Below are 26,679 nucleotides of genomic sequence, written 5' to 3'. Positions count from 1 at the left end.
GCCGTGTTCGCGTAACTCATCTGCATCTGGATGATCAGATACAGTTGCATCTGTTTTGGCAGATTGGCGGCCACTACCTTGAACTTGCCGCGAAGACCTCGACAGCGGACGTTCTGAAAATACCGGGCAGGATCCACGCTTTCTCTTGTGTAACAGGGAGGCTCGCATGGTGACGAAACTCAGAGATAAGACGGCCTCCGGACTAGGCGACCAGAAACCGATAGACGGTCCAAGCTTTGGACTCGTGATGGCGCTCGTATTCATCATTGCGATATCGATGTTCGGGATCGCCTATCTGGCGATTTCGATAGTCTAGGCCTCCAGCGACGTCTGCCAGATTCCACGCAGCCACGCTGCGTGGTTGCACCGGCAAGAGAAGTGCCACCCTGCGCCGCCGTCGAGTGCAAGAGGACGGATAGTTCACCGGTGCGAATGCATCAAGGCAAATGATGCAACGGTTTCTACCGAACCGCGGCCGTCGGACTACCTTGATGCTTGACCACCATTTCCTGCGGGAAAGTCAACACATGGAGGCATCGTGCGCAACGTTGTTTTCGATCCCTTTACAATAGATTTGCCCAGTCGGGGCCGCATGGTCGTGCGTAACACCGATCAGGCCGCCGAGATCCTTTGCCGTCATTGGCTGGGCGTCAAAGGACCGATGTATCTGCTGGCCGTGCAAACATCGATGGAGCACATGCTTGCAAAGCGGCTGCCACAGGAGGTGCGTCATGCCGTTCTCGCCGCGGCGGAAGAGGCTGGTTTTCCAGTCTCCTATGAAGTTCCAGGCGACGTTCAGGTCAGGGATTCAAACGAACTAGTTTGAACGTGAATGATGCGTTTGCATCACTCGTGCTGATCCAGTCGTGTCTTTTGAGGCTTGGCCCTATTTCATAGGTTCCAGCTTCCCGAACACCAAGGGTTCGGGCCAAGCTTTGGAGAAATGACATGGACAAAGACCGCATCACGGGTGCCGCAAAACAGGTGAAGGCACCATCAATGAAGCTGCCGGCAAGCTAACCGGCGACACCAAAACGCAAGCCGAAGGCAAGGCCGAGAAGGCTGCCGGCAAAGTTCTCAGCACGATCGGCGGCGCCAAGGATGCGGTGCGCGATGCGCTGAAGAAATAGCAAGCCGCAGCGTCAATCCCACGCTGCTTCCTTCCGTACCTATGACTTCAATCAAGGGAATACCCCATGCGCAATATACTTCTAGGCGCCCTCCTGCTGTCCGCCGCAGTCATTCCTGCTTTTGCCCAGACCACCACACCGGCAGCCGAACCACGCTTTGTATCCGTCACCGACACGAGCGTGCTTTCCTCCAACGTTATTGGGCTGAATGTCCTCAATGCGGGAGACGAGACCATCGGTGAGATCAAGGATGTCGTGGTTTCCAAGGAGAATGGCATCGAGGGTTTTGTGGTGTCGGTGGGCGGCTTCCTCGGCGTGGGAGAGCACTATGTTGTCGTCGATCCTGCAGCCATGGCAGTCAGCTATGACGCCAGCAACAAGAAATGGCAGGCAAGGATGAATGCAACGGCAGACCAACTCAAAGCAGCCCCAGCCTTCACCTATGAAGGCAAGTGGAAATCCTAAAACGTCGCCAGTCTGACGCATGAAGCGTTCCCAACCTTGCTCCTTCGTTCTGGAATGCTTCGCGTGTAGCGCATGGCCGGCTGGCTAACGCCAGCCGGCCATGTTGTTCAGGCAGCAACAACCGCTGTAAGGTCAGACGCATGGGTTCTGGCATTGATGACGAAGCGATCCTCACAGCGCAGACGGATCGTCGACAGTTGCAGGAGATTGTCGCCGGCCTCGGCGAGGGTATCCTGTTGATCGATCTCTCAGGAGAGATCGTCTGGGCAAACCAACAGGCGCTCTTTCTGCACGATGCCAAGGATCTTTCCGAGATTGGCCCCGCCGCCTTTGACTATCGCAAACGCTTCCTGCTCAAATATCGGAACAACCATACGCTCACATCCGATCAGTATCCCATCGATCGTCTGCTTGCGGGAGAGGCGTTTGAGGATGTGACGGTCGAGGTCACCAAGCTGCCTGGTGACGAGGAAAACCCCTGGCGGTGTTTTCATCTGTTGCGCGGAATCGTGCTGACCGACATCAAAGGAAAGCCCGAATCCTACGCGCTCGTCGTCCAGGACATGACCGAGCGTTTCACAGCCGAGGAGCGCTTCGAACGCACCTTCAACGCCAACCCAGCGCCGGCCATTATCTGCCGGCTGTCCGATCTGCGCTATGTCAAGGTCAATCAGGGATTTCTGGAGATGACCGGCTATGCCGCTGCGGACCTGATCGGACGCTCGACATATGAGATCGACGTTTTGGAAGGTGCGGCTGGCAAGGATGAGGCGATCGCCTGCCTGCGCGAAGGCAAGACGATCCCGCAGACGGAGGCGACGCTGAAGCTGCCGCAAGGCGGCTCGAAATTCGTGATCGTCGCCGGTCAGCCGATCGAGGTCGGGGAAGAAGCGTGCATGCTCTTTACCTTCATGGACCTGGAGCCGCGCAAGAAGGCAGAAGATGCGTTGCGACAGAGCGAGGAGCGCTTCGCCCGGTCGTTTCGTCTCACGCCGGTTCCGACCTTGCTGGTCACGCGTGAAGACTATCGGGTTCTCGATGTCAACGACGCCTTCACATCCGTGCTTGGTTACGCGGAGGAAGAGGCAGCCGGCCGGACCGGACCGGAACTGCCGATCTGGATGAGCGGTGCTTCGCGCCGCCAGGTTGAGCGGGAGATCGAGAGGGCGGGCGGTTTTCGAGATATGGAAATCCAGCTTCGCACGAAGCAGGACGAGATCCTCGACTGCCTGTTGTCGGCCGAAACGGTGCTCATCCATGGCCAGGAATGCGTGCTGATTGTCATCCAGGACATTACCGAGCGCAAACGGTCCGAGGTGGAGCTGATCGCTGCAATTGAGGCCGTCATGCAGGATACGTCCTGGTTCAGTCGCACGGTCATCGAAAAGCTGGCCAACTTGCGTCACCCCGGACAATCGAACAAAGGCGCCTCCGGGCTTTCCGATCTGACGGCCCGTGAGAAGGATGTATTGGGGCTGATGTGTCAGGGGCTCAGTGATGCCGATATCGTCAAGAAGCTCGGACTGACCCGCAACACGGTGCGCAATCATGTCGCCCGGATCTACAACAAAACGGGTGTTCACAGCCGGACAGCCGCAGTCGTTTGGGCACGGGAGCGCGGCTTTACGGGAGCCGAAAGCCGCAACACGTCGCGTCGTCCACTCTAGACGCGCCTTCTCCGCTTCATGGATATTCCGCCCATAAAAGAGCCTGACGAGTTGCTGCTGGAAAGTCTCCAGCGGCGCTCGTTCGCTTATTTCCTGCAGGAGGCCGATCCGGAGACCGGCCTTGTGGCCGACAGGAACCGTCCCGGTTTTCCCGCAAGCATTGCCGCCACGGGCATGGGGCTTTCGGCTTATGCCGTTGGCGCGGAACGTGGCTGGATCGATCGTCAGGAGGCCTGCAGACGAACACTCACGACCTTGCGTTTTCTTTGGAACAGTCACCAGGGAACAGAACGGTACGCGACAGGCTACAAGGGTTTCTTCTATCATTTCCTCGACATGAGGACCGGACAGCGGGCCTGGAATTCAGAGCTTTCCACTGTGGATACGGCGCTTCTCATGGCAGGGGTTCTGACTTCAGGCGCCTATTTCGATCTGGATTGTCAGCAGGAGCAGGAAATTCGCACGCTGGCCACTGCGCTCTATTGCAGGGTCGATTGGCGCTGGGCCCTGGATGGCGGCGCCTTGCTCAGCCATGGCTGGAAGCCGGGCCGAGGCTTCTTGCCTTATCATTGGAAAGGCTATGACGAAGCCCTGATCCTTTATGTCCTGGCGCTCGGATCACCCACGCATTGCATCGGGCCTGAAAGTTATTCGGCGTGGCTTTCGGGTTATCGCTGGAAGACGATCTATGACCAGGCATTTGTGTATGCAGGCCCGCTGTTCATTCACCAGATGTCGCATCTGTGGATCGACTTTCGTGGTATCCGCGATGTCTTCATGCGCGACAAGGGGCTGGACTATTTCGAAAACAGCCGGCGCGCGGCCTATGTCCAGCGCGAATATGCAATCCGCAACCCTCGAGGTTTCGAGGGCTATCACGAGAATTGCTGGGGTGTGACGGCGAGTGACGGGCCGGGAAAGCGGCGGGAGAACATCCGTGGCAGCGAGCGGTATTTCCATGGCTATATGGCCCGTGGGGTGCCCTTCGGTCCTGACGACGGCACACTCTCGCCCTGTGCAGCCCTCTCATCGCTCCCCTTCGCGCCCGAGATCGTCATGCCGGTCATCCATCATTTCCAGGCACTCGATCTTGCCGGCGACAACCCCTATGGCTTCACCGCAAGCTTCAATCCGACTCTTAAAACAGAGCAAGGACAGGGTTGGATTTCTGATGATCATGTCGGGATCAACCAGGGGCCGGTCGTGATCATGTTCGAGAACCATCGTTCCGGGCTGATCTGGCGTCTGATGCGAAATTGCTCCTTCATAGCGACGGGTCTGCGGAAGGCTGGGTTTGCTGGTGGCTGGCTCTAGGCGGTGCGGCGCTTTTCTGGGTAAGGCCTGCCGGGAAAATCGCAGCGGTTGGTTCTAAAGATCGGCAGCCTGCGCATGTCATTGCGCAGGCTGCTCCTTACCGCGGAAAGCGGCCAACAGGAGACGACTTCTCGCCGTCTTCGGCATAGGGGTTGACTAAAACTCCATGTCTTCCATGCCGCCGTCGTCAAACCCGGCATCCTCGGCGGCAGGTTCCTTCGCCGGCTGTTCCGGTTGCTCGGCTGCCTGGGCTTCGTTGGCACCAAACATGCTGCCGACAGCGTTTGCGAGCAGCATGCCGCCGGCGACACCCATCGCAGTTTGTGCCGCGCCGGCGAGGAAGCCGCCGCCCGCACGTTGCTGGCCGAAGCCGCCCTGTTGGTAGGGCTGCTGCTGCCCAACCCCCGAGCCGTATGTCCCGCCGATCTGCGAGGGAGATGCACGACGCGTTTGCCGGCTGCCGCCGAACAATCCGCCGAACAGCCCCCCACCCGAGCGAGAGGCATCGGCTTCAAGCTGCTGGATATGCGCCTGTGCGGACTGCAAGGCCTGTTCCTGCACGATGATGGTTTGCGCCATATAATACGGAGCGCCGGGTTGGGAGGCGATCTTGTCGCGGATGAAGGCTTCGGCTTCGCTGTCTCGCGGCGGCGACTGCTGTTCGACAAGGGTGAGCTTGCCGAACAGCTGTTCGATTGCCTGGCTGTCATTGCGATCCATACTGGTCTCCTCGAACTATACGGTTTACCGCGTGCGCTTACTCGCGCTCGCCCGTGAAGTTCAGCAGCAGCTGGAAGATGTTGACGAAGTTCAGGTAGAGCGAGAACGCGCCCCAGACGGCCATCTTCTGCCGGGACTCGCTGTCGAAGTGCTCGGCGTACTGCTCCTTGATATTCTGCGTGTCCCAAGCTGTCAGGCCGAGGAAAACAAGGATGCCGATAACCGAGATCGCGAACTGCAGGGCGGACGAGCCGAGGAAGATGTTGACGATGCTGGCGATGACGACGCCGATCAATCCCATGATCAGGAAAGACGAGAACTTCGTCATGTCGGTCTTCGTCGTGTAGCCGTAGAGGCTCATCGCGCCAAACATCGTGGCGGCGATGAAGAATGTGCGCGCGATCGATGTGCCGGTGAAGACAAGGAAAACCGAAGCGAGCGACAGACCCATGACCGCGCAGAAGGCCCAGAACATGGCTTGTGCGCCTGCGGCGGACATGGTCTGGATGCGGAACGAGAAGAGCAGCACGAAGGCGAGCGGCGCGAGCATCACCACCCATTTCAGCGGGCTGGAGAAGATCGGTACATAGAGCGCGGGAACGGAGCTCACGGTGAAGGCGACGACGCCTGTCAGGACAAGCCCGAGCGCCATGTAATTGTAGACGCGCAGCATGTGCTGGCGCAGGCCCTCGTCGAAGAGGACGGCGCTGGGCTGGCCGAAGCCGGCGTGTTGACGGTAATTGGGCGAATTCATGTCAGTCTCCTTGGTGGATGATCAATAAAGGCTGTCGGCAAGTTTCTTGGCAGATACGCCGAGTTCTCTCGGATTGTCGCGTCCGACCAACGTGTAGGCGACGTCGCCAATCTGGAAATAGCTGGACGCTGTGCCGCCGACGTCCGTCTGTGTGGGCTTTACGACGTCGAAAATTCCCGGCCGAACTGCGAACAGCGACGCGTCGCCGATGGAATCCGAATGGATCGCCAGTTCGACGCTCGGACCGAAGCGTGATGGATAGATCTGGACATCCCTGACGCTCCAGTCCTTGGGCAGCGTAGGCATGAGGATCGCGGTCGCCGACAGGATCTCGGCCGGATCGTAGTCGCTGACTTTCGGCTGCGAGGCCATGGAGGCGCGCAACAGGCTGGTGCCGTGGGCCCGGACGGCCTCCTCGACATAGGCTGGAGGTTGGACCGAAGCGATTGATTGACTGACGCCGAACGGCCCGATCGCCTCATGGGCGATCCAACCGGCACCGACGAGCATGATCACAGCTGCTGCGCGCTGAAGCACGGAGGAAATCCGGCGCCGGAGAAGCCCGCGCTGTAGCCGTTGCGCGGCTTCCGTCGTGCTCGACCGCACAGCGCGTGACGGCACGGAGAGGGCCATCCGAAGTTCATGGTGCAGCCGCAGATCCGCCATTACGCGGGCGGCTTCTGCCGGACGTGCTGCAAGATATGCCTCAACGTCGATGCGCCGCGACGTGTCGAGTTGGTCATCGACATAGCCGAGGATATCGGTATCCGTCACCGGGTCCGTCATGAGGTTCCTCCCACGATCCTGAGATGCCCTGGCCGGGACGAAGGGTTCTCTTCCATTTCACGCAGCGCCGCACGGGCGCGTCCAAGGCGTGACATCAACGTGCCCACCGGAATGCCGAGCGCATCGGCGGCTTCCTGATAGGCGAGGCCCTCGATCGCCACGAGATGGATCGCCGCTCGCTGTTCCTCCGGCAGTGCGAGGAAGTTCTCCCGCACCTGGGCAAGGCGAGCCGAATGTTCCTGTGGTGCTTCCATGGATGCATCGGCGAGCTGCGCTGCAGCATCCATTCGTTGCTGTTCGGCGCGAGCCGAGCGCACACGATCGATGAAAGTATTGTGGAGGATTGAAAGCAGCCAGCCGCGCAGATTGCCGCCAGAGCGGAAGCCCGAACGGCGTTCATAGGCGCGGACAAGCGCGTCCTGGACAAGATCCTCCGCGTCGGCATCGTTGCGCGTCAGGGAGCGCGCATAGCGACGGAGCGAACCGAGCTGGGCGAATACATCAAGGGATGACCGTCTGGTCTTCATGCAAGGTATACGGTGCCTGTCTGACATTTAATCCCTTGCGGGACGAAAAAATCTTCATGGCGCTTCGCTGCAGTCAATCCAAGGCGGACAGCGAACCGTTGCCGGTCGACCAACCGGGCAGTGCCTGCAGCCAAATAGCGGATCATCGAGGTGCAATCCTGATCAAGGACGCGTGCAGCGGATTAAAATATAGATCGCTGCAAACAATTGTACGACCTTGGTGTTCGTGGGGCGGGCTGGGCCTTGGCGGGACACTCTCCTGGGCGGACGGTCGCTATGCCGTCCATGGCGAAGCCCTTGCGCGCACCAGCCTGGAGCATTTCGGCGACAGCAAATCCATCGGCGCGAAGCTCGGATTCAGCGTTAAATGGTAGAGCGGCCCGACAGAATGCGAAACCGCTCTGCCCCAAGCCCGATCGAGCGTGTATGCTGTGGGTCTGGCCGAAGCAGGCCAGCCCAACAACAGAAGGTTCCATAGCAGTGCCGAGCTTCCATTCGTCCAAACTCCTCGCCGTGGCAGGCGCCGCGCTGCTGGCGCTCTCGGCGTCCGCGGCTGCGCAGAACGCCGGTTCCTTATTGCCAGGCGGGGCTTCATCGCTGCAGGAGACGTACCAGGACTGGAGCCTCTCGTGCCAAAGCGCGCAGAAAGTGGTCTGCGCGGTCTCGCAGCAACAGTCACAGCAGAACGGTCAGCGTGTCCTTGCCGTCGAACTGCGCGGTGGCGCCGAGGGTGGCATCTCCGGCAATCTCGTGCTGCCGTTCGGGCTTTTGCTCGACAGCGGCGCCGTTCTCCAGATCGATGATGGGCAGCCGCGCGCACCGCTGCGCTTCTCGACCTGCGTGCCGGCGGGATGTCTGGTGCCGCTCACTTTCGATGCCAAGACTATCGCCGCGCTCCGCCCCGGCACGGCGCTGAAGATCAAGGTCCAGAACATGGACAAGCAGGAAGTGACGTTGTCCATCTCCCTGAAAGGTCTGGCTGCCGCGCTTGACCGGCTCAAGGCCTTGGCGGGGGCCTAAGGTCTCCACTCAATTCTCTTGCGGGCTAACGCAGAATACCTTAGATGGCCAGCCGACTTAGGAGGGAGCGGCATGCCTTGCTGCAGCGGCGAATAGCGTCGCAAGATGCAGCCAGAGGCGCCAGGCGCTCAGGGGTAATCGCAACATGTCCGGTTTTCTGGTTCTGCTGACGCAGGCCTCCGTCTATTTTGTCGCCATGGCGCTGGTTTTCCGCGTCAGGACAAGCCTGGGCATGGGCGTCTTTTTCTGCACGCTCGGGGCGATGCACTTCCTGGAGACCTATCTCGCAGCAGTTTATTTCATCCAGTTGCCGTTCGGTCTGATTTCGCCGGGCTCAACCGTGATGTTTGCCGGCAAGCTTGCCTTTTTCCTGCTGCTCTACATCAAGGAAGACGCCGAAAGCATGCGGCAGCCCACTTACGGCCTGCTCATCGGCAATCTGCTAATGGTGGTGCTGGCGCTGCCGCTGAACTATTACAGCGATCCCGCGCAGCTGGCCTGGCGCCAGCCGGAGATGGACTTCATCAACCAGATCGGTTTCCTGATGGTCTGGGGAACAGCTCTGCTTTTCGTCGATCTGATCGGCATGGTACTGCTCTTCGAGCGCCTGGGAGCAGTTGTCACGAATACCATACTGGGCCGGATGTTCATCAGCCTGGCGGTCGTCCTAAGCTTCGACCAACTGTTTTTCTATCTCGGCCTGTATCTCGTAACCGGGGCTCCACTGTCCGCCTTCTATGGTGGATGGATCGCTAAGATCGGCTCGGCGCTCTTCTTCAGCGTGATGCTGACGCTCTATCTGCGGTTTGTTGAAAAGAGCCCACTTCCTGTCGGCGTCAGGCGCGCTACCGATGTGTTCGACAGGCTCACCTATCGGCATCGTTATGAGAAACTCGTCGGGCGGATCGGAAAGGACCCTCTGACAGGCCTGCAGGATCGTGGCCAGCTCGATGAAAAAGGTCCGGCTATGCTGACGGAAGCGCTCAAGTCAGGTCTCCCGCTGAGCTTGATGATGATCGACATCGATCACTTCAAAGCCGTCAACGACAACCATGGACATGCTGAAGGCGACAGGGTTCTTCAAGCGGTGGCGAACGCTCTTTTGAACGCCAAGCGGGAAGGTGATGAATTGTTTCGCTATGGTGGTGAAGAATTCGCGCTGCTTTGTCCGGAGGCGTCGGCGGGCGCATTCATGCTTGCCGAACGAATGAGGGCGGCTGTTGCCGATACGGTACATCCCAAACTGAACCGGTCTGTGACGGTCAGCATCGGCATCGCCACCTGTCCCGCCAACGCCAAGGATTTCCGTGAACTTCTGATGCTGGCCGACGCCGCATTATACGAAGCCAAGGGACTGGGCAGAGACCGGGCATCCATTTCCGCCATGAGTGCAGGCGAGTATCGCTGAACTCCGACGTTATACTTGGACGGTTGAGCGCACGACGGTTTCTGGTCGTCAACGAGCCGTTCTGTCACTGGGGAAAGTCCCCAGCGGCTCGTCAGCCGCCGTCAATGCCCGGCAGGTTCCTTCGGCTGCATCGGCTTCATGATGGGTTCCATCAGCCCATTGCCGCGTCGTTTGATGGCGTTGTCGCGCACTTCGTCCTTGCTGAGATAGTTGACCTGGTTGACGAGCACGTCGTGGATCAGTTCGACGCCAACGCGCGCATTGACTGCCTCGCGGATCGAATTGCGGAACTTGTCCAGGTCGACGGTTTCCTGCTTCGAGAAGTCGATTTGCGGGTTGGCATAAAGATACGAATAAACCTGATCGGTTATCAAAGCCGGAGCCGGCACCGAAAGCTTGGCCATTTCCTTCGGTTCGACCGTATAGACCAATTTGGTCAGGAAATAGCCTTGCACGGCGGAACTGCGGATGATCGGTACCGAAATGATCTCGGTCGAGACGTAGTCCAGTCCACCGAGAAGGGGCTTGGGTGCAGGGTCATCGCCGCGCGCCCCGGCCGCCTGGAAGGCGTAGAAGGTCGCGCCGACGGTAGCGGCGACGATCCAGAGCGCTGCAACGATGAATTTGATCATGACCCGCTACGACTTTGCCCAGCCGAATTCGCCAGCGGAATAAGTGCCGTCGGCCTCGGCGTGCTGGATTGCGCTTTTCATCAGATTGGCGACCTCGCTGACGGCGCTGAGATGTGCAAGCAGTGCCGCCTCGTTGCGCTCCAGCTTGCCGCGCAGGCGCAGCAGTCCTTCCTTGTGCTCGTCGACAAGATCTTCGACCGTGAGGTTTTTCATGGCACGATTCAACTCGTAAAGGCAGCGGCTCTTGCGTGCGTTCGAAGCCTTGAGGTCGAAATTCATGTCGGTGCGGATCGCTGCCGTTTCCGTCTCGACCGCCTCTTCGATGCGGTTGATGATGGCGGTCAGGCTGCCGACCCTTGAAATGGTGAGATCGGAATGCGCCATGAGGCCTGAATTCTGCTCGAACTGATCCATGGTCGTTTCCTAAACCCTCGTCTTTGTTATTTCTGGCGCCGCATCTCCATCCAGTGAGCGGACCATGCGGCGCTGAATTTCCTGCACAAGCGAATCCGACAGGCGGTTCTGCTCATCGATCGCTGCGCGTTCCGGTCCGCCCGCGACAGGGCCGACGGGTACGGTGCGTTCGCCATCGCGATAGCGGTCGGCCAACAGCGAGCGCGCAATGCCGATACCGCCGCGCTCAGCCATCACATCGGCCAGATGTTCTGCGAGCTGCGATTTCCACATATCGCCGGCGAGCCCCTTGCCGTAGACGCTTTCTGCGTCTTTCGGCAGCATGTTCTGGACGAAAGTCTGCAACACCATCGCTTCGAAGCGCTTGAACTCCTCACCGCGGTTCGTTCCCGCTGGCGGTCCTGCAGGACGCGTAGCCATATCGGCATCCACCGAGAAGGCGACTGAGGCCCCGCCGGCGCGCTTGGTCAGCGCGGCGCGAGCGGCTTCGACGTCCATCGGCTCGGCGGCGCGGGCCACATCCAGGACAATATCGCTGGGAGGAGAGATCGCCAAAAAGCTTTTACCTTCTCGCTTGGGCAATTCCGGAAATACGGTTTCCGCCCGAAATTGCGCAAAACAAAAGAGTTAGAGCGTTTTCGCGTATCCGTGAAAAACGGAAACGCTCTAATGTGTGTTGGATGATGATGGCCGAACAAGCTTGCCGCAGGCTTGCGACCGCAACTCCGGCTTGCATCGTTCCTATTTTTCGCTGCCGAATTTCTGCTCGATGAGCTCCAGCCGTTCGCGGTCGGAACGCTGGCGCTCGTGCTCGCGACGTGCATCGCGATAGGCGCGTTCGACCATGTTGGTGCGGGCCGTGGCGGTGGCGAGATTGCCGGTTTCCAGGCGTGCGGCCTCGAGATTGCGGTCGCGCTCGGCGAGTGCTGCCGCGATGCGCTGCTGGTAGATCTCCGGAAACAGCGTCGATAACGAATCCGGCGCGTCGAAGCGTGCGGCAATGTCGGCCGCTTCCTGTCCGGCAGCAACGGCCTTGGCCAGAAAACCAGCGCGCCGCATCTCGTGCAGCGCCTTTAGCTGCTCCTGAACCTCGACCAGTTTCTTCAGGCGATCCTTGCGGGTCGACATCGCCTCACCTTGCCAGCGTGGTTTCGACGAAGCCGTCGCCGAACAGCGACAGAAGCGTGGGAATGGCGAAGTAGAACAGGATCAGGCCGCCGGCGATGACGAAGGGCAGCGAGATGAAATAGATCGGGATCTGCGGGGTGAGCTTGTTGACGAAGCCGATCGCCAGATTGACCAGGATCGCATAGGCGACGAACGGACTGCCCAACCTCAACACCAGCAGGAAAGCTTCCGAAATCGTATCGGTGACATCGACGAGCGAGGCCTGCGCACTGAAGAAGACGTTCACCGGCGCCACATTGTAGGACGAGATCAGAGCGCGGATCACTTCGTGATGGAAGTTGAGCGCAAACAGCAGCAGAAGTGCCGAAAAGGAAATCAAGGCGGCAAGTGCAGCCTGCGGTTCGGGCTCCTCGATTGCCGGTCCGCCTGCGCCGCCATAGCCGATCAGCATGGCGATACCGGCGCCCATGAAACGAAGCGCTTCCATGTAGAGGCGGGTCATGGCGCCGATCAGCCCACCGACCAGAAGTTCGGACACGATCATTGGCACGAAGATGCTGGGACGAGTGTCCACAAAAGGATAGATCTTGTCCCACAGGAAAGCGAGCAAGCCGACGGTGACGGCTACGGCGGTGAACAGGCGGATCTGCAACGGCAGCCGGATCGAAGACAGACCCGGCATCAGCATGAAGCAGGCGCCGACACGGCAGAAGGCGAGAAATGCCGCCAGCACGAAACTCTGCGTGACCGCCGTAAGCCCCATGGTCACGAGATCGTCCCGAGTACCCTGATCTCGACGCCTTTGGCGATCTCGACATGGCTGAGTACTGGAAGCGTCGCGAACAGCCGCTCGATGATCATGCGCACATAGGGACGGGCATCGGGTGCGGTGACCAGCACGAAACGCTCGCCAGCCTCCATGTGCAGGCGGATCGCCTTCGAGGCCTCCAGGCCGAATTCCTCCAGCTGACGAGGGTCGATGTCGAACTCGCGGATCTCGCCCTTGGCGTCGCGCTTGAGGCTCTGGTGAAAAGCAAGGTCCCATCGATTGCCGAGTCTCAGCACCTTGAGCACGCCGCCCTCAGACAGGTCGCCGCAAATCTGCTGTGCCATACGAATGCGCACGTGCTCGACGATCTGTTCGGTGCGGCGTACATGCGGTGCGATCTCGGCTATCGCCTCGATGATGAGATGAAGGTTGCGGATCGATACACGCTCGGCGAGCAGCAATTTGAGCACCGCCTGCAGGCCCGGATAGGAGATGTGCGAGGAACAGACCTCATCGGCCAGCTTGCGGTATTCCGGGTCCTGGCTGTCCAGCAGCGTCTTCATGTCCTTGTAGGACAGCAGTTGCGGCAGGTTGTTGCGGATCACCTCGGAGAGGTGGGTGAGCAACACCGACATGTTGTCGGCGAAAGTATATTGCTCGCGCTTCAGATCCTCGGCGAAGGCTTCCATCACGGAATAGGCACGCATCCCGAAAGCGGGCTCGCGCACCTCTTCGCCTGGGATGTCCGGCAGATCGCGATTGCCGAGCAACACCATCAGTTCACCGACCCGCATCTGGTGTTCGGCCACCACCGTGCCGTGGATCTTGATCTGATAGCTCTTGGGCGGAATGCCGAAATCATCGGTCAGTTTCACCTCGGGCACCACGAAGCCATATTGTGTGGCGAACTTCTTGCGCATCTTGCCCATGCGGAAGGCCAGTTCCTGGTGCGAAGTGAGCAGCTTGGTCGACAGCTGCTTGCCTATCAGGAGTTCGATCTCGGCGGTGGCGAGCGAGGCCTTTACCGAGTTCTTTTCTTCCTCGACCTTGGCGGCGGCCTCGCGGCTGCGCACCTCTTCCTGCTCCGCCATGCGGCGATTGTGGCGTAGCGGGATGATGTAGCCCATACCAGCCATGGCCGCTCCCAGGGTCACGAACGGGAACATCGGCAGGCCAGGCATCAATGCCAGCAATCCGAGCAGAGCGGCAGCGACGTAGAGCGCGCGCGGATGAGCGCCGAGCTGGCCGAACACGGCCTGGTCGGCCGAGCCGCGCGTGCCGCCCTTGGAGACGAGCAGGCCGGCAGCAAGCGACACGATGAGGGCCGGGATCTGGGTGACAAGACCGTCGCCGACCGAGAGCTTGATGAAGACATCGGCGGCTTCACCCAGTCCCATGCCGTGGCGCAGATAGCCGATGGCGATGCCGCCGATGATGTTGATGGCGGTGATGATGAGGCCGGCGATGGCGTCGCCGCGCACGAATTTCGAGGCACCGTCCATCGAGCCGAAAAAGGAAGATTCCTCTTCCAGCTCGCGACGGCGCAGTTGCGCGGTCTTTTCGTCGATCATGCCTGCCGAGAGATCGGCGTCGATCGACATCTGCTTGCCGGGAATGGCGTCCAGGGTGAAACGGGCGCCGACTTCGGCGATACGGGTCGCACCTTTGGTGATGACGATGAAATTCACCACGATCAGGATCAGGAAGACGATCAGGCCGATGACGAAGTCGCTCGACATGACAAGCTTCGAGAAGCCGGAAATCACGTAACCGGCGGCGTGGGTGCCTTCATTGCCGTGCGACAGGATCATACGCGTCGTCGCGATGTTCAGCGACAGGCGCAGCATGGTGGCAATCAGCAGCACGGTCGGAAAGGATGAGAAGTCGAGCGGGCGTTGGATCCACAACGCCACCATCAGGATCAGCACCGAAAGCGCGATCGAGAAGGCGAGGCCGACGTCGATCAGGAAAGCGGGGATCGGCAGGAAGAGAACCGCCAGGATGACGACGATGCCCAGTGCGAAGAAGATATCGCGGCTGTTGCGCGGCATCGCGCCTGCCGAAATGCTCTCGCTGATGGCCATGTCTACCTCGCATGCACTGACAGCCGGACGGCGGTCCGGGCAGTGCACCCTAGTCGGTCAAGCTTGCGCGAGGGTGGGAGACATCGCGACTGGAACTGTGTTCCAGGCAACGGCACGGGGCAAGCGCACCGCGGTTGCCATGCCATAATGTCGAGCGTATCAGGCAAAGGGGCGTTGCCCTACTCAGACATCCGCGAGCTTACCGTTGTCTTCGAGCCATTCCCTGCCTGTCCACGCCCGTCGTCTGCGTGCCTTGCTGGTCCGCTCCGTACCCATGCTCGAAGCACGTGGCATCATCATCGTCCTGCTTGCGGCCGTGGTGGGAGCGTTTTCGGGTGCCGCGGTGACCGCGATGAGCGCTTTCGTCCAGGGCATGCACTGGCTGTTGTTCGACGTGCCGACGGGCGGACGGTTGTCGTCGATGTTCTCGCTCAGCCACCCTTTGCAGGCGGCGATGCCGGCAGTCGGCGGTTTGCTGCTCGGGCTCTCCATCATCTGGTTGCGCAAACGCAAGTTCCGCACGCCGATCGACCCGATCGAAGCGAACGCGCTCTATGGCGGTCGGATGTCCTTGACCGACACGTTCATCATTGCCGGGCAGACGATGCTGTCCTCGGGCTTCGGCGCATCGGTCGGGCTTGAAGCAGGCTATACCCAGGTCGGTGGCGGCTTCGGTTCGCGCCTGGCGCGTTTCTTCCGCATGAAACGCAATGATGTGCGCATCCTTGTCGGGGCGGGGGCGGCAGGCGCCATCGCCGCCGCCTTCGATGCGCCTTTGACAGGAGCCTTCTATGGCTTCGAATTGATCATTGGCATCTACTCCATTGCCAATGTCGCGCCGGTGATGACGGCGGCGATCTGCGCGACATTGGTGACCGGATGGTTGGGCGGCGCGCCGTTTCCGCTGGAGCTCGGCGCTGTACCGGAACTGACAGCCAGCCAGTACCTGCCGTTCCTTGCACTCGGTTTGATCGCAGGCGGCATCTCCATTGCCATCATGTACCTGGTCGCCGCCGTCGAACGCGGCCTGACCAGACTGTCGATCGACTCCTCGCTCAGGCCATTCCTGGGCGGCTGCGCCGTCGGCCTGCTCGGGCTCGTCACGCCGCAGGTTCTGTCCAGCGGGCATGGCGCGCTGCATCGTGAATTTGCGATGAACTATGGCCTTACGGTGATCGCCTCGGTGTTCCTGCTCAAGATCGCGGCATCGGTCATCTCGCTCGGTTCCGGGTTCCGCGGCGGCCTGTTCTTCGCCTCTCTGCTGCTCGGCGCGTTGCTGGGCAAGATCTTCGCGGCAGTCATATTGGCCATCGCGCCAGGTTCCGGCATCGATCCTGCAGTAGCGGCCGTGGTCGGCATGAGTTCGATGGCGGTCGGCATCATCGGCGGGCCGCTGACCATGGCTTTTCTGGCGCTGGAATCGACGGGTGACCTGACGCTGACGGGAGTGGTTCTCGCTGCCGCGATCATGACCTCGATCCTGGTGCGCGAGACCTTCGGTTATTCCTTCTCGACTTGGCGCTTCCATCTGCGGGGCGAAACCATCCGCTCGGCGCAGGACGTCGGCTGGATGCGCAGCCTGACCGTCGGCCTGATGATGCGCAAGGATGTCCGCACCATCACGGCCACGACAACCGTCGCAGAGTTCCGCCAGCAGGTGCCGCTCGGTTCGTCGCAGCGCGTTATCGCCGTGGATGGCGAGGGGCGTTATATCGGCATGATCATCGTTTCCGATGCCTATGGCGACCAGCCCGATTCCGCCAGCACCGTTTTGACCCTCGCACGCTTCGGCGATTCCGTTCTGGTGCCGTCGATGAATGTTCAGTCGGCGGCCGAAACGTTCCATCGTGCCGGTGCGGAGGAACTGGCGGTCGTCGATGACTTCGAGAACCGCAAGGTCGTCGGCCTGCTTACCGAGGGACATCTGTTGCGCCGCTATGCCGAGGAATTGGACAAGGCGCGGCGCGATCTTTCCGGCGAAGGGTGATCTCCGGATCCGATCAGTGCTCCTCGTGCGGCTTCGGCGTGCCGTAGTACCCGATCGGATTGGTCGGACGCTCGATCATGCGCCTCACCCTCGGCCGTTCGATGCCGGAATGCAGCGCACGGATGCGTTCGGTGATTTCGGCGTCGGCATGGGTGGCCCGCTTGTTGTGGCGGATGTAATCCAGCCATGTCGGCGTGTGGTAGCTCTCCATCCAGATTTCGGGATGTTCGAGGTCTCGTGCCAGAACCCAATTGCGTGCGCCGTCACGGCGGCGGATGCGCGCGCGCTCGGTCATCACTTTCAGGAACTCCGGCACGTCCTCTTCCTTGATGACGTATTCGATCGTGATCTCGATCGGTCCCGACCGCGGCTTCAGGTCGAGCGCCAGCATGGGCTCCCGCCAGCGGTCGAGCGGATCGAGATTGGGGGCAATGTGCTGCGGCAACGGCAGGAGAAAACCGATGGCGGCACCGGCTAGCATCGTAACCGCGGCGGCCAGGAGGGCAAAGCTGGCGCCGTGATTGTCGGCGGTCACGCCCCAGATCCAGCTGCCCAGGGCGATGCCGCCGAAGGTAGCCATCTGGTAGATGGAAAGCACGCGTCCTACGACCCAGCGCGGCGTCGACATCTGCACGGTGATGTTGAAGTGTGAAAGCGCTGTGACCCAGCAGGCGCCGCCGACCAGCAGGCCGAGCGCCACCTGCCAGGCTTCGGGGCTGAGGGCCGCAACGGTTGCGCAGAGCGCAAAGCCCAGGAACGCCGAGCGCACCATGGTCTCACTGGGGAGAACTTGTCTCAATCTCGCGCTGGTCAGTGCGCCGATGACGGCACCGATGCCGAAGGCACCCAACATGACACCGTAGGTGAGGGCGCCACCCTTGACGAGGTCGCGCGTCACCAATGGCAACAGGGCGAGCACGGCGCCCGCGCTGAAACCGAAGGTGAAGCCACGCACCAGAACCTTGCCGATATTCGGCGACATCGCGACATAGCGCAGGCCCGCGCCCATCGCTGCCCCCAGCGACTCGCGCGGCAGGTTGGAGATCGGCAGATCCGGCTTCCATCGTGCCATGACGATGATCAGGCCGACGTAGCTGAAAGCGTTGGCGGCGAAGGCCGCGGCGGCCCCCAGCGTCGCCACGATGATGCCGCCCAGCGCTGGCCCCACGCTGCGGGTCAGGTTGAAGCCCATCGAATTCAACGCCACGGCTGCCGGCACCTTGTTGCGCGGAACCATGTCGCCGACGGATGCCTGCCAGGACGGGCTGTTCAGTGCGGTGCCGCAGTCGATCAGGAAGGTGAAGGCCAGCAGCAGCCACGGCGTCAGAAGGTCGAGTTGCGTGAAAACCATCAGGAGCAGTGACACGACAAGCATGAAGCATTGCGCGATCAGCATCACCTTGCGCCGATTGTAGCTGTCGGCGATGGCGCCGGCGACGAGCGCGAACAGCATGATCGGTAAGGTGGTGGATGCCTGCACCAGTGCCACCTGGTAGGGAGAGGTGGCGATCTGCGTCATCATCCAGGCGGCGCCGACGCCCTGGATGAGGCCACCCAGGTTGGAGACCAGGCTGGCACTCCACACCGCGCGGAAGATACCGTGCTGGAAAGGCGCCAACGCAGAAACACGTTGGCTGTTCGGCTCGTCCTCGATAGCCGGACCGCTGTCTTGGGGCATGTCTCGTCTCGTGAATCGCTGCTCTCTCGGCGGCGTTTGCCGACAAAACTAGACGAGACTGCGAAAAAGGCGAACGAGTTTTCCTGATCCGACTGGTCCAGTGTCGAGATAGGACAATTCCAGGAAAAGCGTGCAACTCCGGGAAGAACCGGAAACGATCCAGACTCCGCTACCGGTTGAATTCGTGGACCAAGGTCGACGGTATCAGAATCCGTTCTGTATGCGCTCGAAGACGACGTTGGTGAAGGCTGAGATCTGACCGCCGACGAAAGGTCCCGTCAATGCCACCACGAGCATGATGGCGACGATCTTCGGTACGAAGGTCAGCGTGATTTCCTGGATCTGGGTAAGCGCCTGGACAAGGGCGATGCCAATGCCCACCACCATGGCGACCAAAACCACCGGAGCCGATGCCGTCAGCACCGTCCAGACGGCGAACTGGACAATATCGAGCGCATCCGCTTCATTCATCGTTCGGGCCTCAGGCGGCTGCCGGAGCCTGCTTGACGACGACGCCCGGCAACACCGGCACTTCCTTGCCGTCGTTCAGCACTGCGATCAGACCGTCGCTGGCCAGCCGCACTTCCTTGACCACACCCGTGATGCTGCCGTCCGCGGACGTCAGTTGACGTCCAATGAGGGAGTCCGCCTGGGACAGTGCCGAAGACTGCAGGATGTATTCCAGCTTGGTGTTCATCTGCACCGACTGTTCGACTTGCGAGAACTGGGCAAGCTGCGCCACGTACTCGGTGGAGTCCATCGGCTTGGTCGGATCCTGGTTCTTCATCTGGGCCATCAGAAGCTTCAGGAAGGACTGGTAGTCGACGGATGTCTTGGATTTCTGCTGCGTCTGCGGCGTGTTGCCGACATTGTTGTTGACGTTCATATCGACGGCCATGATCAGTGTGCTCCCACTGCCATTGGACGCTGAGCGTCCCGGTGTTCACTCTCGTCAGTTTCGAATGCCCGCTTCTCCAATGGATAAAGCGAGCGGATCGCCTTCAGTGCTTCATAGACATGGCCTTCCGAGACCATGCGGTCGACTTCCTTCAGTGTCGAGCGAATGCGCTCGTTCTGGAAGGAGGCAAGCAGGAGCGGCAGCGAATGGCGGAACATCTCGCGCGCCTCTTCGGCACCCTGCGGATTGATCAGCATGATCTGCGCCACGAAATAGAGCTGCCGAAGTGGCGTCGAGGCATCCTCGGCCTGCAAGACGTGGCCCTCTAACAGGAACTGCACGTCGTTCAACAATTCCAGCGTGACCTTGCGGTCGACGCGGATGACGGCTCCGTTCAGATAGATGCGCTCGCCGGGTTTCAGCGAGAGCTTCAAGGTACTCTTGGCCGATGTCATTGGATGCCGTCCCGTATGATCTGCGAGACTTCGATCAGCCCGTCGAAATTGTTCGAGCGGCCCTGACGGATTTCTTCGGTTTCACGCAGCAGCCACATGCCGATCGAGATCAGGTTGGCTCGCAATTCCTTCGGCAGGGCGTTTTCATTCGAGGAAAGGTCCTCGAGCAGGGCCGTCCACACGCGGTTCGTGAAGTGCAGCGCTTCCACCGCCTGCATGGACTCGCTGCCGGCATTGGCGGCATTGATCAAAAGATCGATCGAACGCGTCAGCAGGTGCCGCTCGCGTTCCCTGGCATCCGCCACGGAGTCCGTCTGGATATCGGCGTAGGAGAATTGATACATCGCGTGTCGATCGCCGTTATTTCAGGAAGTTGATCAGGCTGAGCTGCTGGATGCGGGCGGTGAGAGCGAACGAAGTCTGGATGTGCGACATCAGATCGTTGACACGGTTGGCGGCCTCGTACTCGTCGATGCCTTCCAAGTCGATCACATGCTTCTCGAACAGGTTGATCTGCGCCTTCATACGGTCGCTCGCATCGCTCACCCGCTGCTCGATGATACCAGCTTGCGACTGTGTTTGCGCGATGCTGCCGAGCGCTTCGCCAGTCAGCGTCAACGCCTTTTGCGCAACCGCCTTCTTGGCGTCGTTGCTGAGATTGCCGGAGAACAACGCCGTAACGACGGCTGCGGCCATGGCGAGCTTCTTGACGCCATCCGTATTGGCGCTGACAGACGACTCCGTCGTTTCGTTGAGCGAAATCCGGCTGACGATCTGCTGGTCGGTGGCGTTCGACCAGTTGCCTTTCCAGCCTGGCCCGAAGAACTGAGGCGTCACATCGGTGTTGATGAAATTCTCGATCTGGGTCGCCGTCAGGCCGGCGGCCGCGGGATCGGTCGAGGCAAAGCCGAAGCGCGCCACGAAGGCCGCCTCGAAGGCGGCGCTGGCCGGCGATCCTGCAGCGGTGAAGTCGTTGATCGGCTTCACATCCGTGTTGGTGCCCGAAAACAAATATTCGCCATTGATGCTGGAATTCAGGATCGAGGTCATCGACTGCAGAGCAGCGCGGCCGGCATCGCGTGTGACGTTGGACCCGGGATCTGTGCTGACGGCGGCGGTCACGGCGGTCAGGAGTTTCTGTGCGGCGTCGCCGAGCTTGCTGAGTGCATCCTGCGTGGTAGAGAGCCGCGAAGAGATCAGCTTGTTGGAATCGACAATGGTGTTCAGTCGCTCCAGGTCGCGCGCGAAAGTGACCGACTGCGACGTGCGGGCACCGAGCGCCAGGCCAAGGTCGGCCACGCGCAGCGTATCCAGTTCCTTCTGGCGCTTCACGAGTTCGACCTGCATGCGCGATTGCGAATAACGCATCGCGTTGGACATGGCGGAGGACGAAACGGAGGTGGTCTTCATGACTTATCTCACCGCTGCGAGGAGGGCATCAAGCATCTGGTTCACGGTGGTCAAGATGCGGGCGGACGCCTGGTAGGTGTGTTCGAGATCCAGCATCAGCGACATCTCGTTGTCGACATTGACGCCGGTGGCGTTGGAGAGAGCTTCGCCGGTACGCTGAGCGAGAGCTTCCTTGGTATCGGCGAGGTTCGAGGCTTGCTGACGAACGCCTTCGAACCAGCCGATGGAGTTGGCTGCATAAGAGACGACACTGGAATTTGCGGTTATGCCGGCATCGGGGTCGAACGCCATGGGCTGGGTGAGTTTTTCGCCATAGGCGATCAGCCTGTCGGCATAGGAAGCACCGCTGCCGACCGGATTGGGATTGGTACGGTAGGCCGCGCCGTTGATGCCGCCGTCACGCAGCAGCACCGGGTTGCCTCCGGCTGCCGGGTCGACCGCCGCGTTGATCTTGATCGTCCCGGCAAGTCCGTCGATCAGCGTGCCGGCAGCAGGGATGCCCGGGGCGCCGGGCCAGGTGAAGAGACCGACTGCGTCGGGTTGGCCGGGTGCCGTCTCGGCAAAGGCGGTGATCAGGCCGCGCGCAACCTCGTCGAGCTGTCGCTGCATGGTGACGGTGACATTGTCGCGCAACTGCAGCATACCTGCCAGCATGCCGGTCGCTTCAGTCGAGCCTGAAACCTTGATCGGTACTTTGTCGATATAGATCTGGCCACCGACCGCGCCCGGCGTGTAGCCAGACGAAGGCGTGAACGTCACCGACCGCGGAATGGTCTCGAACAGCGTGGTGCCATCACCGCTGGTGATGACCATGTCATTGTCGCCGCGGGTGTAGGTGGAGATCGGAACAAATTCCGAGAGCCGCTTCAGCACTGCATCGCGGTGGTCAAGCGCATCGGAGACGTCCTCACCGGAGCGTGTGCCATTGATGACGGCCTGGTTGGCGATCTCGAACTGTTTGAGGAGATCGTTGATGTCGTTGACGGCCGTCGTGATCTCGCCATCGGTCTTGGTGCGGAAGTCCTGGATGGCCTTGGTGCCGTCGTTCAGGGAACGGATCACCTGGCGCGCCGACTCGATCAGGCTGGTGCCAAGGTTCTGGTTCGACGGCGTGGTGGCATAGAGCTGGAGCGCCTTCTGGAGGCTGCCGATGGCGGTTGAAACCGACGAGGCGTTGTCGACGCCGTTCACTTGGAGCTCGAGCCGGTCCATGCCCTGGGCAAGTGTTGCCTGTCCGCTCCAGGCGGACAGGGCGCTCAGGTTTTGCCGAAACAGCAGGTCGTTGGCCGCGCGGTGGATTTTGACCGCACTGACGCCGGGATCTGTGTAGGAGAGCACCGCGGTGCGGCGCGAGTAGTCCGGATTGGAGGCATCCGCGACGTTGCGCGAGACGATGCTTGTCTGCCGCGACGTTGCCTTGAGCGATGACTGGGCGATGCTGAGTGCGGATGACAACGACATGCGGGTCTTTCAGGCGGTGATGCGGCCAAGGCCCGGTCGACCATCGACCGGGCCTCTCAGCCGCGCCTCATCTCTTCAGGTTGACGAGGATGTCCATCAGTTCGGAGCCTGTCTGGAACACCTTCGAATTGGCTGTGTAGCTGCGCTGCGAGGAGATCATGTTGGTGAGCTCTTCAGCGATATCGACATTCGAGTTTTCAAGAGCGCCGGAGATGATCTCGCCGCGCTTTCCTTCGCCGGCAAACCCGATCTGCACGTCGCCCGAATCTGGGCTTTGGGTAAAGACGTTGCCGGATTGCTGGATCAACCGGTCGGGGCTCGGCACGTCCGCCAGCGGGATCTTGTAGAGCGGCTTGGTCGATCCGTCCTGATACTGGGCGTAGATCGTGCCGTCCTTGCCGATGGTTACCTTCTCGATGTTGCTCGGTCCGTTGCCGTTGACCTGGCCGGTAGCGGTGTAGCCGGTACCGATCTGGCTCAGACCCTTGAGGTCCAGTTTCAAGGGTGCGCCGCCGGGGACCGTAAAGGTGACACTGTCGGTCGCGCCGGTCAGCTTGCCAGTACCGTCGAAATTGAGTGTGACATTGCCCAGCAGGCCGCCGGCTCCGTAAGGGAAAGGTCCGCCGGCTGCGGCCTTGGATTGATCGAAGACCGCCACATCCCAAGTGCCGGCGGCAGTCTTGGTGAAGTAGATGTCGACCATCACCTTGTTGCCGAGATTGTCGTAGACGACCATCGACGACTTGTTGGTGTATTGAGCGGTTGCTGCGTTGCCGGAGGGCGCGGTTGCCGGTGCGACGATGGCGTTGGCGCCAGAGGGCAGGTTGCCGCTGAAGGTGCCTGAGGTCGACGGCGCCGCCGTCATCTTGCCGTCGGAAATCTGGACCGGCACGAGACCCTGGAAGCCGTTGACGGTCGCTGCTGGTACGCCGTTTTCGTAGCTGTAGGCCATCAGCTGGTAGCCGGCGGCATTGACCAGGCGGCCCTGCGCGTCAGGTACGAAAGAACCGGCACGGGTCATGTAAGGCGTGCCGGACGAATCCTGCACCACGAAGAAGCCGTCGCCGCGGATGGCGAGGTCGGAGACCGATGTCGTGCCCTTGAGGTCGCCGCGATCGGTGATGGCGGTGCGGATCGTCGAGTTGACACCGCCGGAGTTGTAGGCGCCGCCAGTCGTTGGCATCACCAGGCTGGAGAACTCGATCGACGAGCGCTTGTAACCGGTCGTGTCGGAATTGGCGATGTTGTCGGCAACGGTGGACAGGCGGTTGGCTTGGGCGTTCATGCCGGAAACGCCGGTCCGCATCATTCCATAAAGGCTCATCGCAACGTCTCCGTTATGCGCATGGTGTCGCCGGCCAAGCTAAACGTGCTGTCTTGCGCGAGGCTGGCGCAGGCCGGGCACATCAGGCGACCAGCCGGTAGCCGAGGAAGCGCTTGGAATCGATCGGATCCTGGCCCAGCCGTTCGCGCAGTTTCTTGCGCAGTTTCGAGATGTGGCTTTCCACCACGTTCTCTTCGACCTCTTCGTCGAAGATGCCGTAGATGGCGTTGAAGACCTGGGTCTTGGTGACGCGGCGGCCGCGATTGCTGGCCAGATATTCGAGAATGCGACGTTCGCGGCGCGGCAAGGGCATCGGTTCGCCGTCGATTTCGGGGTCACGTCCATCCATGAAGATGCGCATCTTGCCGATCTCGGTGAAAGAAGCATCCTCATTGGCGCGGCGACGGATCGCGCTGATGCGCGCCAGGATTTCGCGAATATGAACCGGTTTGCGGACGACGTCGTCGACACCGGCCTCAAACAGTCGCAGAGTGTTTTCGAGGGAGTTCTGTTCGCTGAGCGCGATGACAGGAGCGCCTGTGCGGTCCCGGATCTGTCGGGGCGACACCGCGCCTTCACGACAATCGCCGATCAGGAAGGCTCGGACCGATTTCAGGTCATCCTCGGCTGCGCTCGAGACCCATGCGTCGAAATCGCGTGGCGCGAAACCCGCGCTTGCCACACCTTCCCGATCGAACAACGAGTTGTAACCCTCCGTCACAAGTTCGCGTTCGTCTACAATCACGATCATCGCCAGCCCCCGAATCAGCTCATCTGCCCCGTGCGGAGAGGCGTATGCCCCGTCACGGAATCTGACCAACCGTTATTTCTTGTGAGTGGTTTCTTGGGAGTCGGGAATCGCGCTGGTTGTACCGCGTACAATTTACCCGCGACGTGGAGCGATTCCGGGGGCGAAAATGAGCTTCAGTCGCGGCTGACTTCACGCGATTTGCGCGCCAGGAAAATACAACCTATTGGGTGCAGAAGCTGCGGGCATTCGCGGTCCATTTGCCGAAGCCGACGGCGACCATATTGGTGATGACCCGGCAGACATAGCGCTTTTGCGCCGGGTCGTTGTCGGGGCCGGCATGATAGCGTGCAACCGCCATCGACCAGGTCTCGTGGCGGGCATGCAACTGTGCCAGGAAGCGTGCTGCGTATTCGACATTGCGACGAGGATCGAGCATATCCTCGACATTGCGAAACTGATCACCGTGATAACGGTGGTTGATCTGCATGCAACCGAGGTCGATCAGGGTCTTGCCTTCCCGCCGCGCATTCTCAAAGGTCAAAAGTGCTTCCGGACGTGAGCGGGGAAAGACGGCTTTTCCTTCTATATTCAATGCGTTGGGTTGAAGGCTGCCCTTATTCCCGGTTTCCGTCAGCCCTACGGCATAAAGTATGCCGGCGGGAATTTGATAGCGGTCGGCAGCGCGCAGAATTTCTGCTTCGCAAGGGTTCGATGCGGCGGCAGCCGGCTGTGAAAGCGAAGGGTTAGATAAACAGGCCGCTGCCAGGATGCTCGCGAGAAGGCTGGCCTGGGCGCTGGTCCTGATGCCTCTCATCGCCTCGATTCCTTCCCGATTGCTGGCCGCTCATGCCATCGCCATTACCTCCGGAATTTCCTTGCTGGAACGACGATTGATCTCGGCCGGTGGCAATCCCTGGCTGTGCCGCGTCCGCGCGCGCGGCTGGTGTCGTTGCTATCGAAGGTTGTAGAATGGTCACCTTGTCCACATCGAAGCCGAGAGCCTTCAGCGACTTCACGATCGCCTCGCTGTCGGAGGTCAGGCGACGATGCGCTTCATAGGTTTCAGGCTTGAGCTCAATCGACAGTTGCTCGCCACTTAAGCGCATGCTGGCTGTAACGGCGCCAAGCTCGGCCGGATGCAATTCGATCTTCAATATGTGTGCCGGAACTGCAACAGGAGCGCCGGCTTTGGGACCGTTTGCCGCCGTCGCAGCAGCGTGCGCGGGGCTTTCAGAGCTTGCAATCGCGTCAATCACGCTGCGTGCCGTTTCGCTCATGGCCTGGCTGACGGGTGCCGGAAAGTTCTGCTCGGCAACGATCGAGGCGCGCGACGCGCCGGGGGATTTTTGGACATCGCCGGACATGCGTCTATCGTCCGTTTCAATCGCAACCATTTCGACTTGCGTCGACAGACCGGAGCCCTCCTCGGCGGCCACTGGATTGGATGCTGCAGCATTCCCATCGACTGTATCGGGGGTAAGCTTCGACGCGTTGGACGGCGCTGCCGGCTGGGCAGCGTTCCCGCTGCGTAGAGCCGACCGATCGCCCTGGATCCTCAGGTCTTTCGGGTCGTCGTCCACGCCGACTTCGGCGCCTTGTTGCCCGCGGATAGCAACGAGCCGAACCGTCTTGCCGACAGGCAGTGGATCGCTTTCACCGGATGTCGCGCCGGATTCGCTCGGACCTTCCTTGCCGGACGAAGCCCGCCCGAAAACCTGAAAGTTCACGGCCTCAGGAAATTGAGCCCGCAGCTCCATGGTCTCCGCGGATTTCTTGTCGGCAGGCTTCTCGTCGCCGCTCTCTTCTTCGACCTTGGCTGCGTCTTTCTCGAATTGCGCTGTCTTCTCCGCATGCTCGCGGCCGCCGAATACGAAGCCCGCGCGAATCCGCTCCCAAT

31 protein-coding genes are annotated in these 26,679 nt (G+C 60.6%); 10 read left to right on the top strand and 21 right to left on the bottom strand.

What is annotated here, in order from left to right:
• Positions 1-166: 166 nt before the first annotated feature.
• The 6 genes from L4923_RS06715 (at position 167) to L4923_RS06690 (ending at position 4,576) form a co-directional block, all read left to right on the top strand.
• The gene (locus tag L4923_RS06715) at positions 167-316 is read left to right on the top strand and encodes a hypothetical protein (RefSeq protein ID WP_239362978.1); all 150 of its coding nucleotides are present in this window, start codon (positions 167-169) and stop codon (positions 314-316) included.
• 222 nt (positions 317-538) lie between these two features.
• On the top strand, positions 539-826 hold the full coding sequence (locus tag L4923_RS06710) for a DUF982 domain-containing protein (RefSeq protein ID WP_239362977.1): 288 nt from the start codon (positions 539-541) through the stop codon (positions 824-826).
• Between the two features lie 169 nt (positions 827-995).
• A complete protein-coding gene (locus L4923_RS06705; RefSeq protein WP_425530913.1) occupies positions 996-1,130 on the top strand; it encodes a CsbD family protein in 135 nt (44 codons plus the stop codon).
• A 66-nt stretch (positions 1,131-1,196) separates the two neighbouring features.
• On the top strand, positions 1,197-1,595 hold the full coding sequence (locus L4923_RS06700; protein WP_239362976.1) for a PRC-barrel domain-containing protein: 399 nt from the start codon (positions 1,197-1,199) through the stop codon (positions 1,593-1,595).
• Between the two features lie 140 nt (positions 1,596-1,735).
• Entirely contained in the window at positions 1,736-3,262 is a 1,527-nt protein-coding gene (locus tag L4923_RS06695; RefSeq protein WP_239362975.1) for a PAS domain S-box protein, read from the top strand.
• A gap of 18 nt (positions 3,263-3,280) precedes the next feature.
• A complete protein-coding gene (locus tag L4923_RS06690; protein ID WP_239362973.1) occupies positions 3,281-4,576 on the top strand; it encodes a glucoamylase family protein in 1,296 nt (431 codons plus the stop codon).
• A gap of 156 nt (positions 4,577-4,732) precedes the next feature.
• Here L4923_RS06690 and L4923_RS06685 read toward each other — a convergent pair whose 3' ends face one another.
• From L4923_RS06685 to L4923_RS06670, 4 genes are read right to left on the bottom strand one after another with little or no spacing between them, the layout of a single operon-like run.
• Positions 4,733-5,296 (bottom strand): DUF2076 domain-containing protein, encoded by a 564-nt coding sequence (locus L4923_RS06685; RefSeq protein ID WP_239362971.1) that lies wholly within the window; start codon positions 5,294-5,296, stop codon positions 4,733-4,735.
• Between the two features lie 37 nt (positions 5,297-5,333).
• Complete coding sequence (locus L4923_RS06680) at positions 5,334-6,050, bottom strand: Bax inhibitor-1/YccA family protein (RefSeq protein WP_239362969.1); 717 nt, start codon at positions 6,048-6,050, stop codon at positions 5,334-5,336.
• Between the two features lie 21 nt (positions 6,051-6,071).
• Positions 6,072-6,836: an anti-sigma factor family protein gene (locus L4923_RS06675; RefSeq protein ID WP_239362968.1), complete on the bottom strand. Its 765-nt coding sequence runs from the start codon at positions 6,834-6,836 to the stop codon at positions 6,072-6,074.
• On the bottom strand, positions 6,833-7,363 hold the full coding sequence (locus L4923_RS06670) for a sigma-70 family RNA polymerase sigma factor (RefSeq protein WP_239362967.1): 531 nt from the start codon (positions 7,361-7,363) through the stop codon (positions 6,833-6,835). The genes L4923_RS06675 and L4923_RS06670 overlap by 4 nt, the downstream gene beginning before the upstream one ends.
• 35 nt (positions 7,364-7,398) lie before the next feature.
• Between L4923_RS06670 and L4923_RS06665 the strand changes: the two genes are divergently transcribed.
• The 3 genes from L4923_RS06665 (at position 7,399) to L4923_RS06655 (ending at position 9,791) form a co-directional block, all read left to right on the top strand.
• Positions 7,399-7,737 (top strand): hypothetical protein, encoded by a 339-nt coding sequence (locus tag L4923_RS06665; protein WP_239363225.1) that lies wholly within the window; start codon positions 7,399-7,401, stop codon positions 7,735-7,737.
• Between the two features lie 106 nt (positions 7,738-7,843).
• Positions 7,844-8,383 carry an invasion associated locus B family protein gene (locus L4923_RS06660; protein WP_239362966.1) on the top strand — a complete coding sequence of 180 codons (540 nt, stop codon included), beginning with the start codon at positions 7,844-7,846 and terminating at the stop codon, positions 8,381-8,383.
• Between the two features lie 145 nt (positions 8,384-8,528).
• The gene (locus tag L4923_RS06655; protein ID WP_343302707.1) at positions 8,529-9,791 is read left to right on the top strand and encodes a GGDEF domain-containing protein; all 1,263 of its coding nucleotides are present in this window, start codon (positions 8,529-8,531) and stop codon (positions 9,789-9,791) included.
• A 101-nt stretch (positions 9,792-9,892) separates the two neighbouring features.
• Here the strand turns inward: L4923_RS06655 and L4923_RS06650 are convergent, their stop codons facing one another.
• The 6 genes from L4923_RS06650 to flhA form a co-directional block, all read right to left on the bottom strand.
• On the bottom strand, positions 9,893-10,423 hold the full coding sequence (locus L4923_RS06650) for a hypothetical protein (RefSeq protein ID WP_239362964.1): 531 nt from the start codon (positions 10,421-10,423) through the stop codon (positions 9,893-9,895).
• Positions 10,424-10,429: 6 nt separating this feature from the next.
• A complete protein-coding gene (locus tag L4923_RS06645) occupies positions 10,430-10,837 on the bottom strand; it encodes a hypothetical protein (RefSeq protein ID WP_239362963.1) in 408 nt (135 codons plus the stop codon).
• Between the two features lie 9 nt (positions 10,838-10,846).
• Entirely contained in the window at positions 10,847-11,392 is a 546-nt protein-coding gene (locus L4923_RS06640; RefSeq protein WP_239362962.1) for a rod-binding protein, read from the bottom strand.
• 186 nt (positions 11,393-11,578) lie between these two features.
• Positions 11,579-11,965 carry a hypothetical protein gene (locus L4923_RS06635; protein WP_239362961.1) on the bottom strand — a complete coding sequence of 129 codons (387 nt, stop codon included), beginning with the start codon at positions 11,963-11,965 and terminating at the stop codon, positions 11,579-11,581.
• A gap of 4 nt (positions 11,966-11,969) precedes the next feature.
• A complete protein-coding gene (gene fliR, locus L4923_RS06630; protein ID WP_239363203.1) occupies positions 11,970-12,728 on the bottom strand; it encodes a flagellar biosynthetic protein FliR in 759 nt (252 codons plus the stop codon).
• 2 nt (positions 12,729-12,730) lie between these two features.
• Positions 12,731-14,818: a flagellar biosynthesis protein FlhA gene (gene flhA, locus L4923_RS06625; protein ID WP_239362960.1), complete on the bottom strand. Its 2,088-nt coding sequence runs from the start codon at positions 14,816-14,818 to the stop codon at positions 12,731-12,733.
• 274 nt (positions 14,819-15,092) lie between these two features.
• Between flhA and L4923_RS06620 the strand changes: the two genes are divergently transcribed.
• Positions 15,093-16,805, top strand: coding sequence for a chloride channel protein (locus tag L4923_RS06620; protein ID WP_239363202.1), 1,713 nt, complete (start codon positions 15,093-15,095; stop codon positions 16,803-16,805).
• A gap of 13 nt (positions 16,806-16,818) precedes the next feature.
• Here L4923_RS06620 and L4923_RS06615 read toward each other — a convergent pair whose 3' ends face one another.
• From L4923_RS06615 to fliK, 11 genes are all read right to left on the bottom strand, one after another.
• Complete coding sequence (locus L4923_RS06615; protein ID WP_239362959.1) at positions 16,819-18,483, bottom strand: MFS transporter; 1,665 nt, start codon at positions 18,481-18,483, stop codon at positions 16,819-16,821.
• A 204-nt stretch (positions 18,484-18,687) separates the two neighbouring features.
• The gene (gene fliQ / locus L4923_RS06610; RefSeq protein ID WP_239362958.1) at positions 18,688-18,954 is read right to left on the bottom strand and encodes a flagellar biosynthesis protein FliQ; all 267 of its coding nucleotides are present in this window, start codon (positions 18,952-18,954) and stop codon (positions 18,688-18,690) included.
• Between the two features lie 10 nt (positions 18,955-18,964).
• Positions 18,965-19,381, bottom strand: coding sequence for a flagellar hook assembly protein FlgD (flgD, locus tag L4923_RS06605; protein ID WP_425530909.1), 417 nt, complete (start codon positions 19,379-19,381; stop codon positions 18,965-18,967).
• A gap of 2 nt (positions 19,382-19,383) precedes the next feature.
• Positions 19,384-19,836 (bottom strand): flagellar biosynthesis repressor FlbT, encoded by a 453-nt coding sequence (gene flbT / locus L4923_RS06600; protein ID WP_239362957.1) that lies wholly within the window; start codon positions 19,834-19,836, stop codon positions 19,384-19,386.
• Complete coding sequence (gene flaF, locus L4923_RS06595) at positions 19,833-20,180, bottom strand: flagellar biosynthesis regulator FlaF (protein ID WP_239362956.1); 348 nt, start codon at positions 20,178-20,180, stop codon at positions 19,833-19,835. The genes flbT and flaF overlap by 4 nt, the downstream gene beginning before the upstream one ends.
• 16 nt (positions 20,181-20,196) lie before the next feature.
• The gene (locus L4923_RS06590) at positions 20,197-21,246 is read right to left on the bottom strand and encodes a flagellar hook-associated family protein (protein ID WP_239362955.1); all 1,050 of its coding nucleotides are present in this window, start codon (positions 21,244-21,246) and stop codon (positions 20,197-20,199) included.
• A 3-nt stretch (positions 21,247-21,249) separates the two neighbouring features.
• Positions 21,250-22,707: a flagellar hook-associated protein FlgK gene (flgK, locus tag L4923_RS06585; protein ID WP_239362954.1), complete on the bottom strand. Its 1,458-nt coding sequence runs from the start codon at positions 22,705-22,707 to the stop codon at positions 21,250-21,252.
• A gap of 67 nt (positions 22,708-22,774) precedes the next feature.
• Positions 22,775-24,031: a flagellar hook protein FlgE gene (locus L4923_RS06580; RefSeq protein WP_239362952.1), complete on the bottom strand. Its 1,257-nt coding sequence runs from the start codon at positions 24,029-24,031 to the stop codon at positions 22,775-22,777.
• An 82-nt stretch (positions 24,032-24,113) separates the two neighbouring features.
• A complete protein-coding gene (locus tag L4923_RS06575) occupies positions 24,114-24,782 on the bottom strand; it encodes a response regulator transcription factor (protein ID WP_239362949.1) in 669 nt (222 codons plus the stop codon).
• 220 nt (positions 24,783-25,002) lie between these two features.
• Positions 25,003-25,596 (bottom strand): transglycosylase SLT domain-containing protein, encoded by a 594-nt coding sequence (locus L4923_RS06570; RefSeq protein ID WP_239362947.1) that lies wholly within the window; start codon positions 25,594-25,596, stop codon positions 25,003-25,005.
• Positions 25,526-26,362 (bottom strand): flagellar hook-length control protein FliK, encoded by an 837-nt coding sequence (gene fliK / locus L4923_RS31060; RefSeq protein WP_239362945.1) that lies wholly within the window; start codon positions 26,360-26,362, stop codon positions 25,526-25,528. The genes L4923_RS06570 and fliK overlap by 71 nt, the downstream gene beginning before the upstream one ends.
• Positions 26,363-26,679: the final 317 nt, after the last annotated feature.

Source organism: Terribium retamae, assembly GCF_022347545.1.
Taxonomy (GTDB): domain Bacteria; phylum Pseudomonadota; class Alphaproteobacteria; order Rhizobiales; family Rhizobiaceae; genus Mesorhizobium; species Mesorhizobium retamae.
This window is presented reverse-complemented; position numbering and strand designations above follow the sequence as displayed.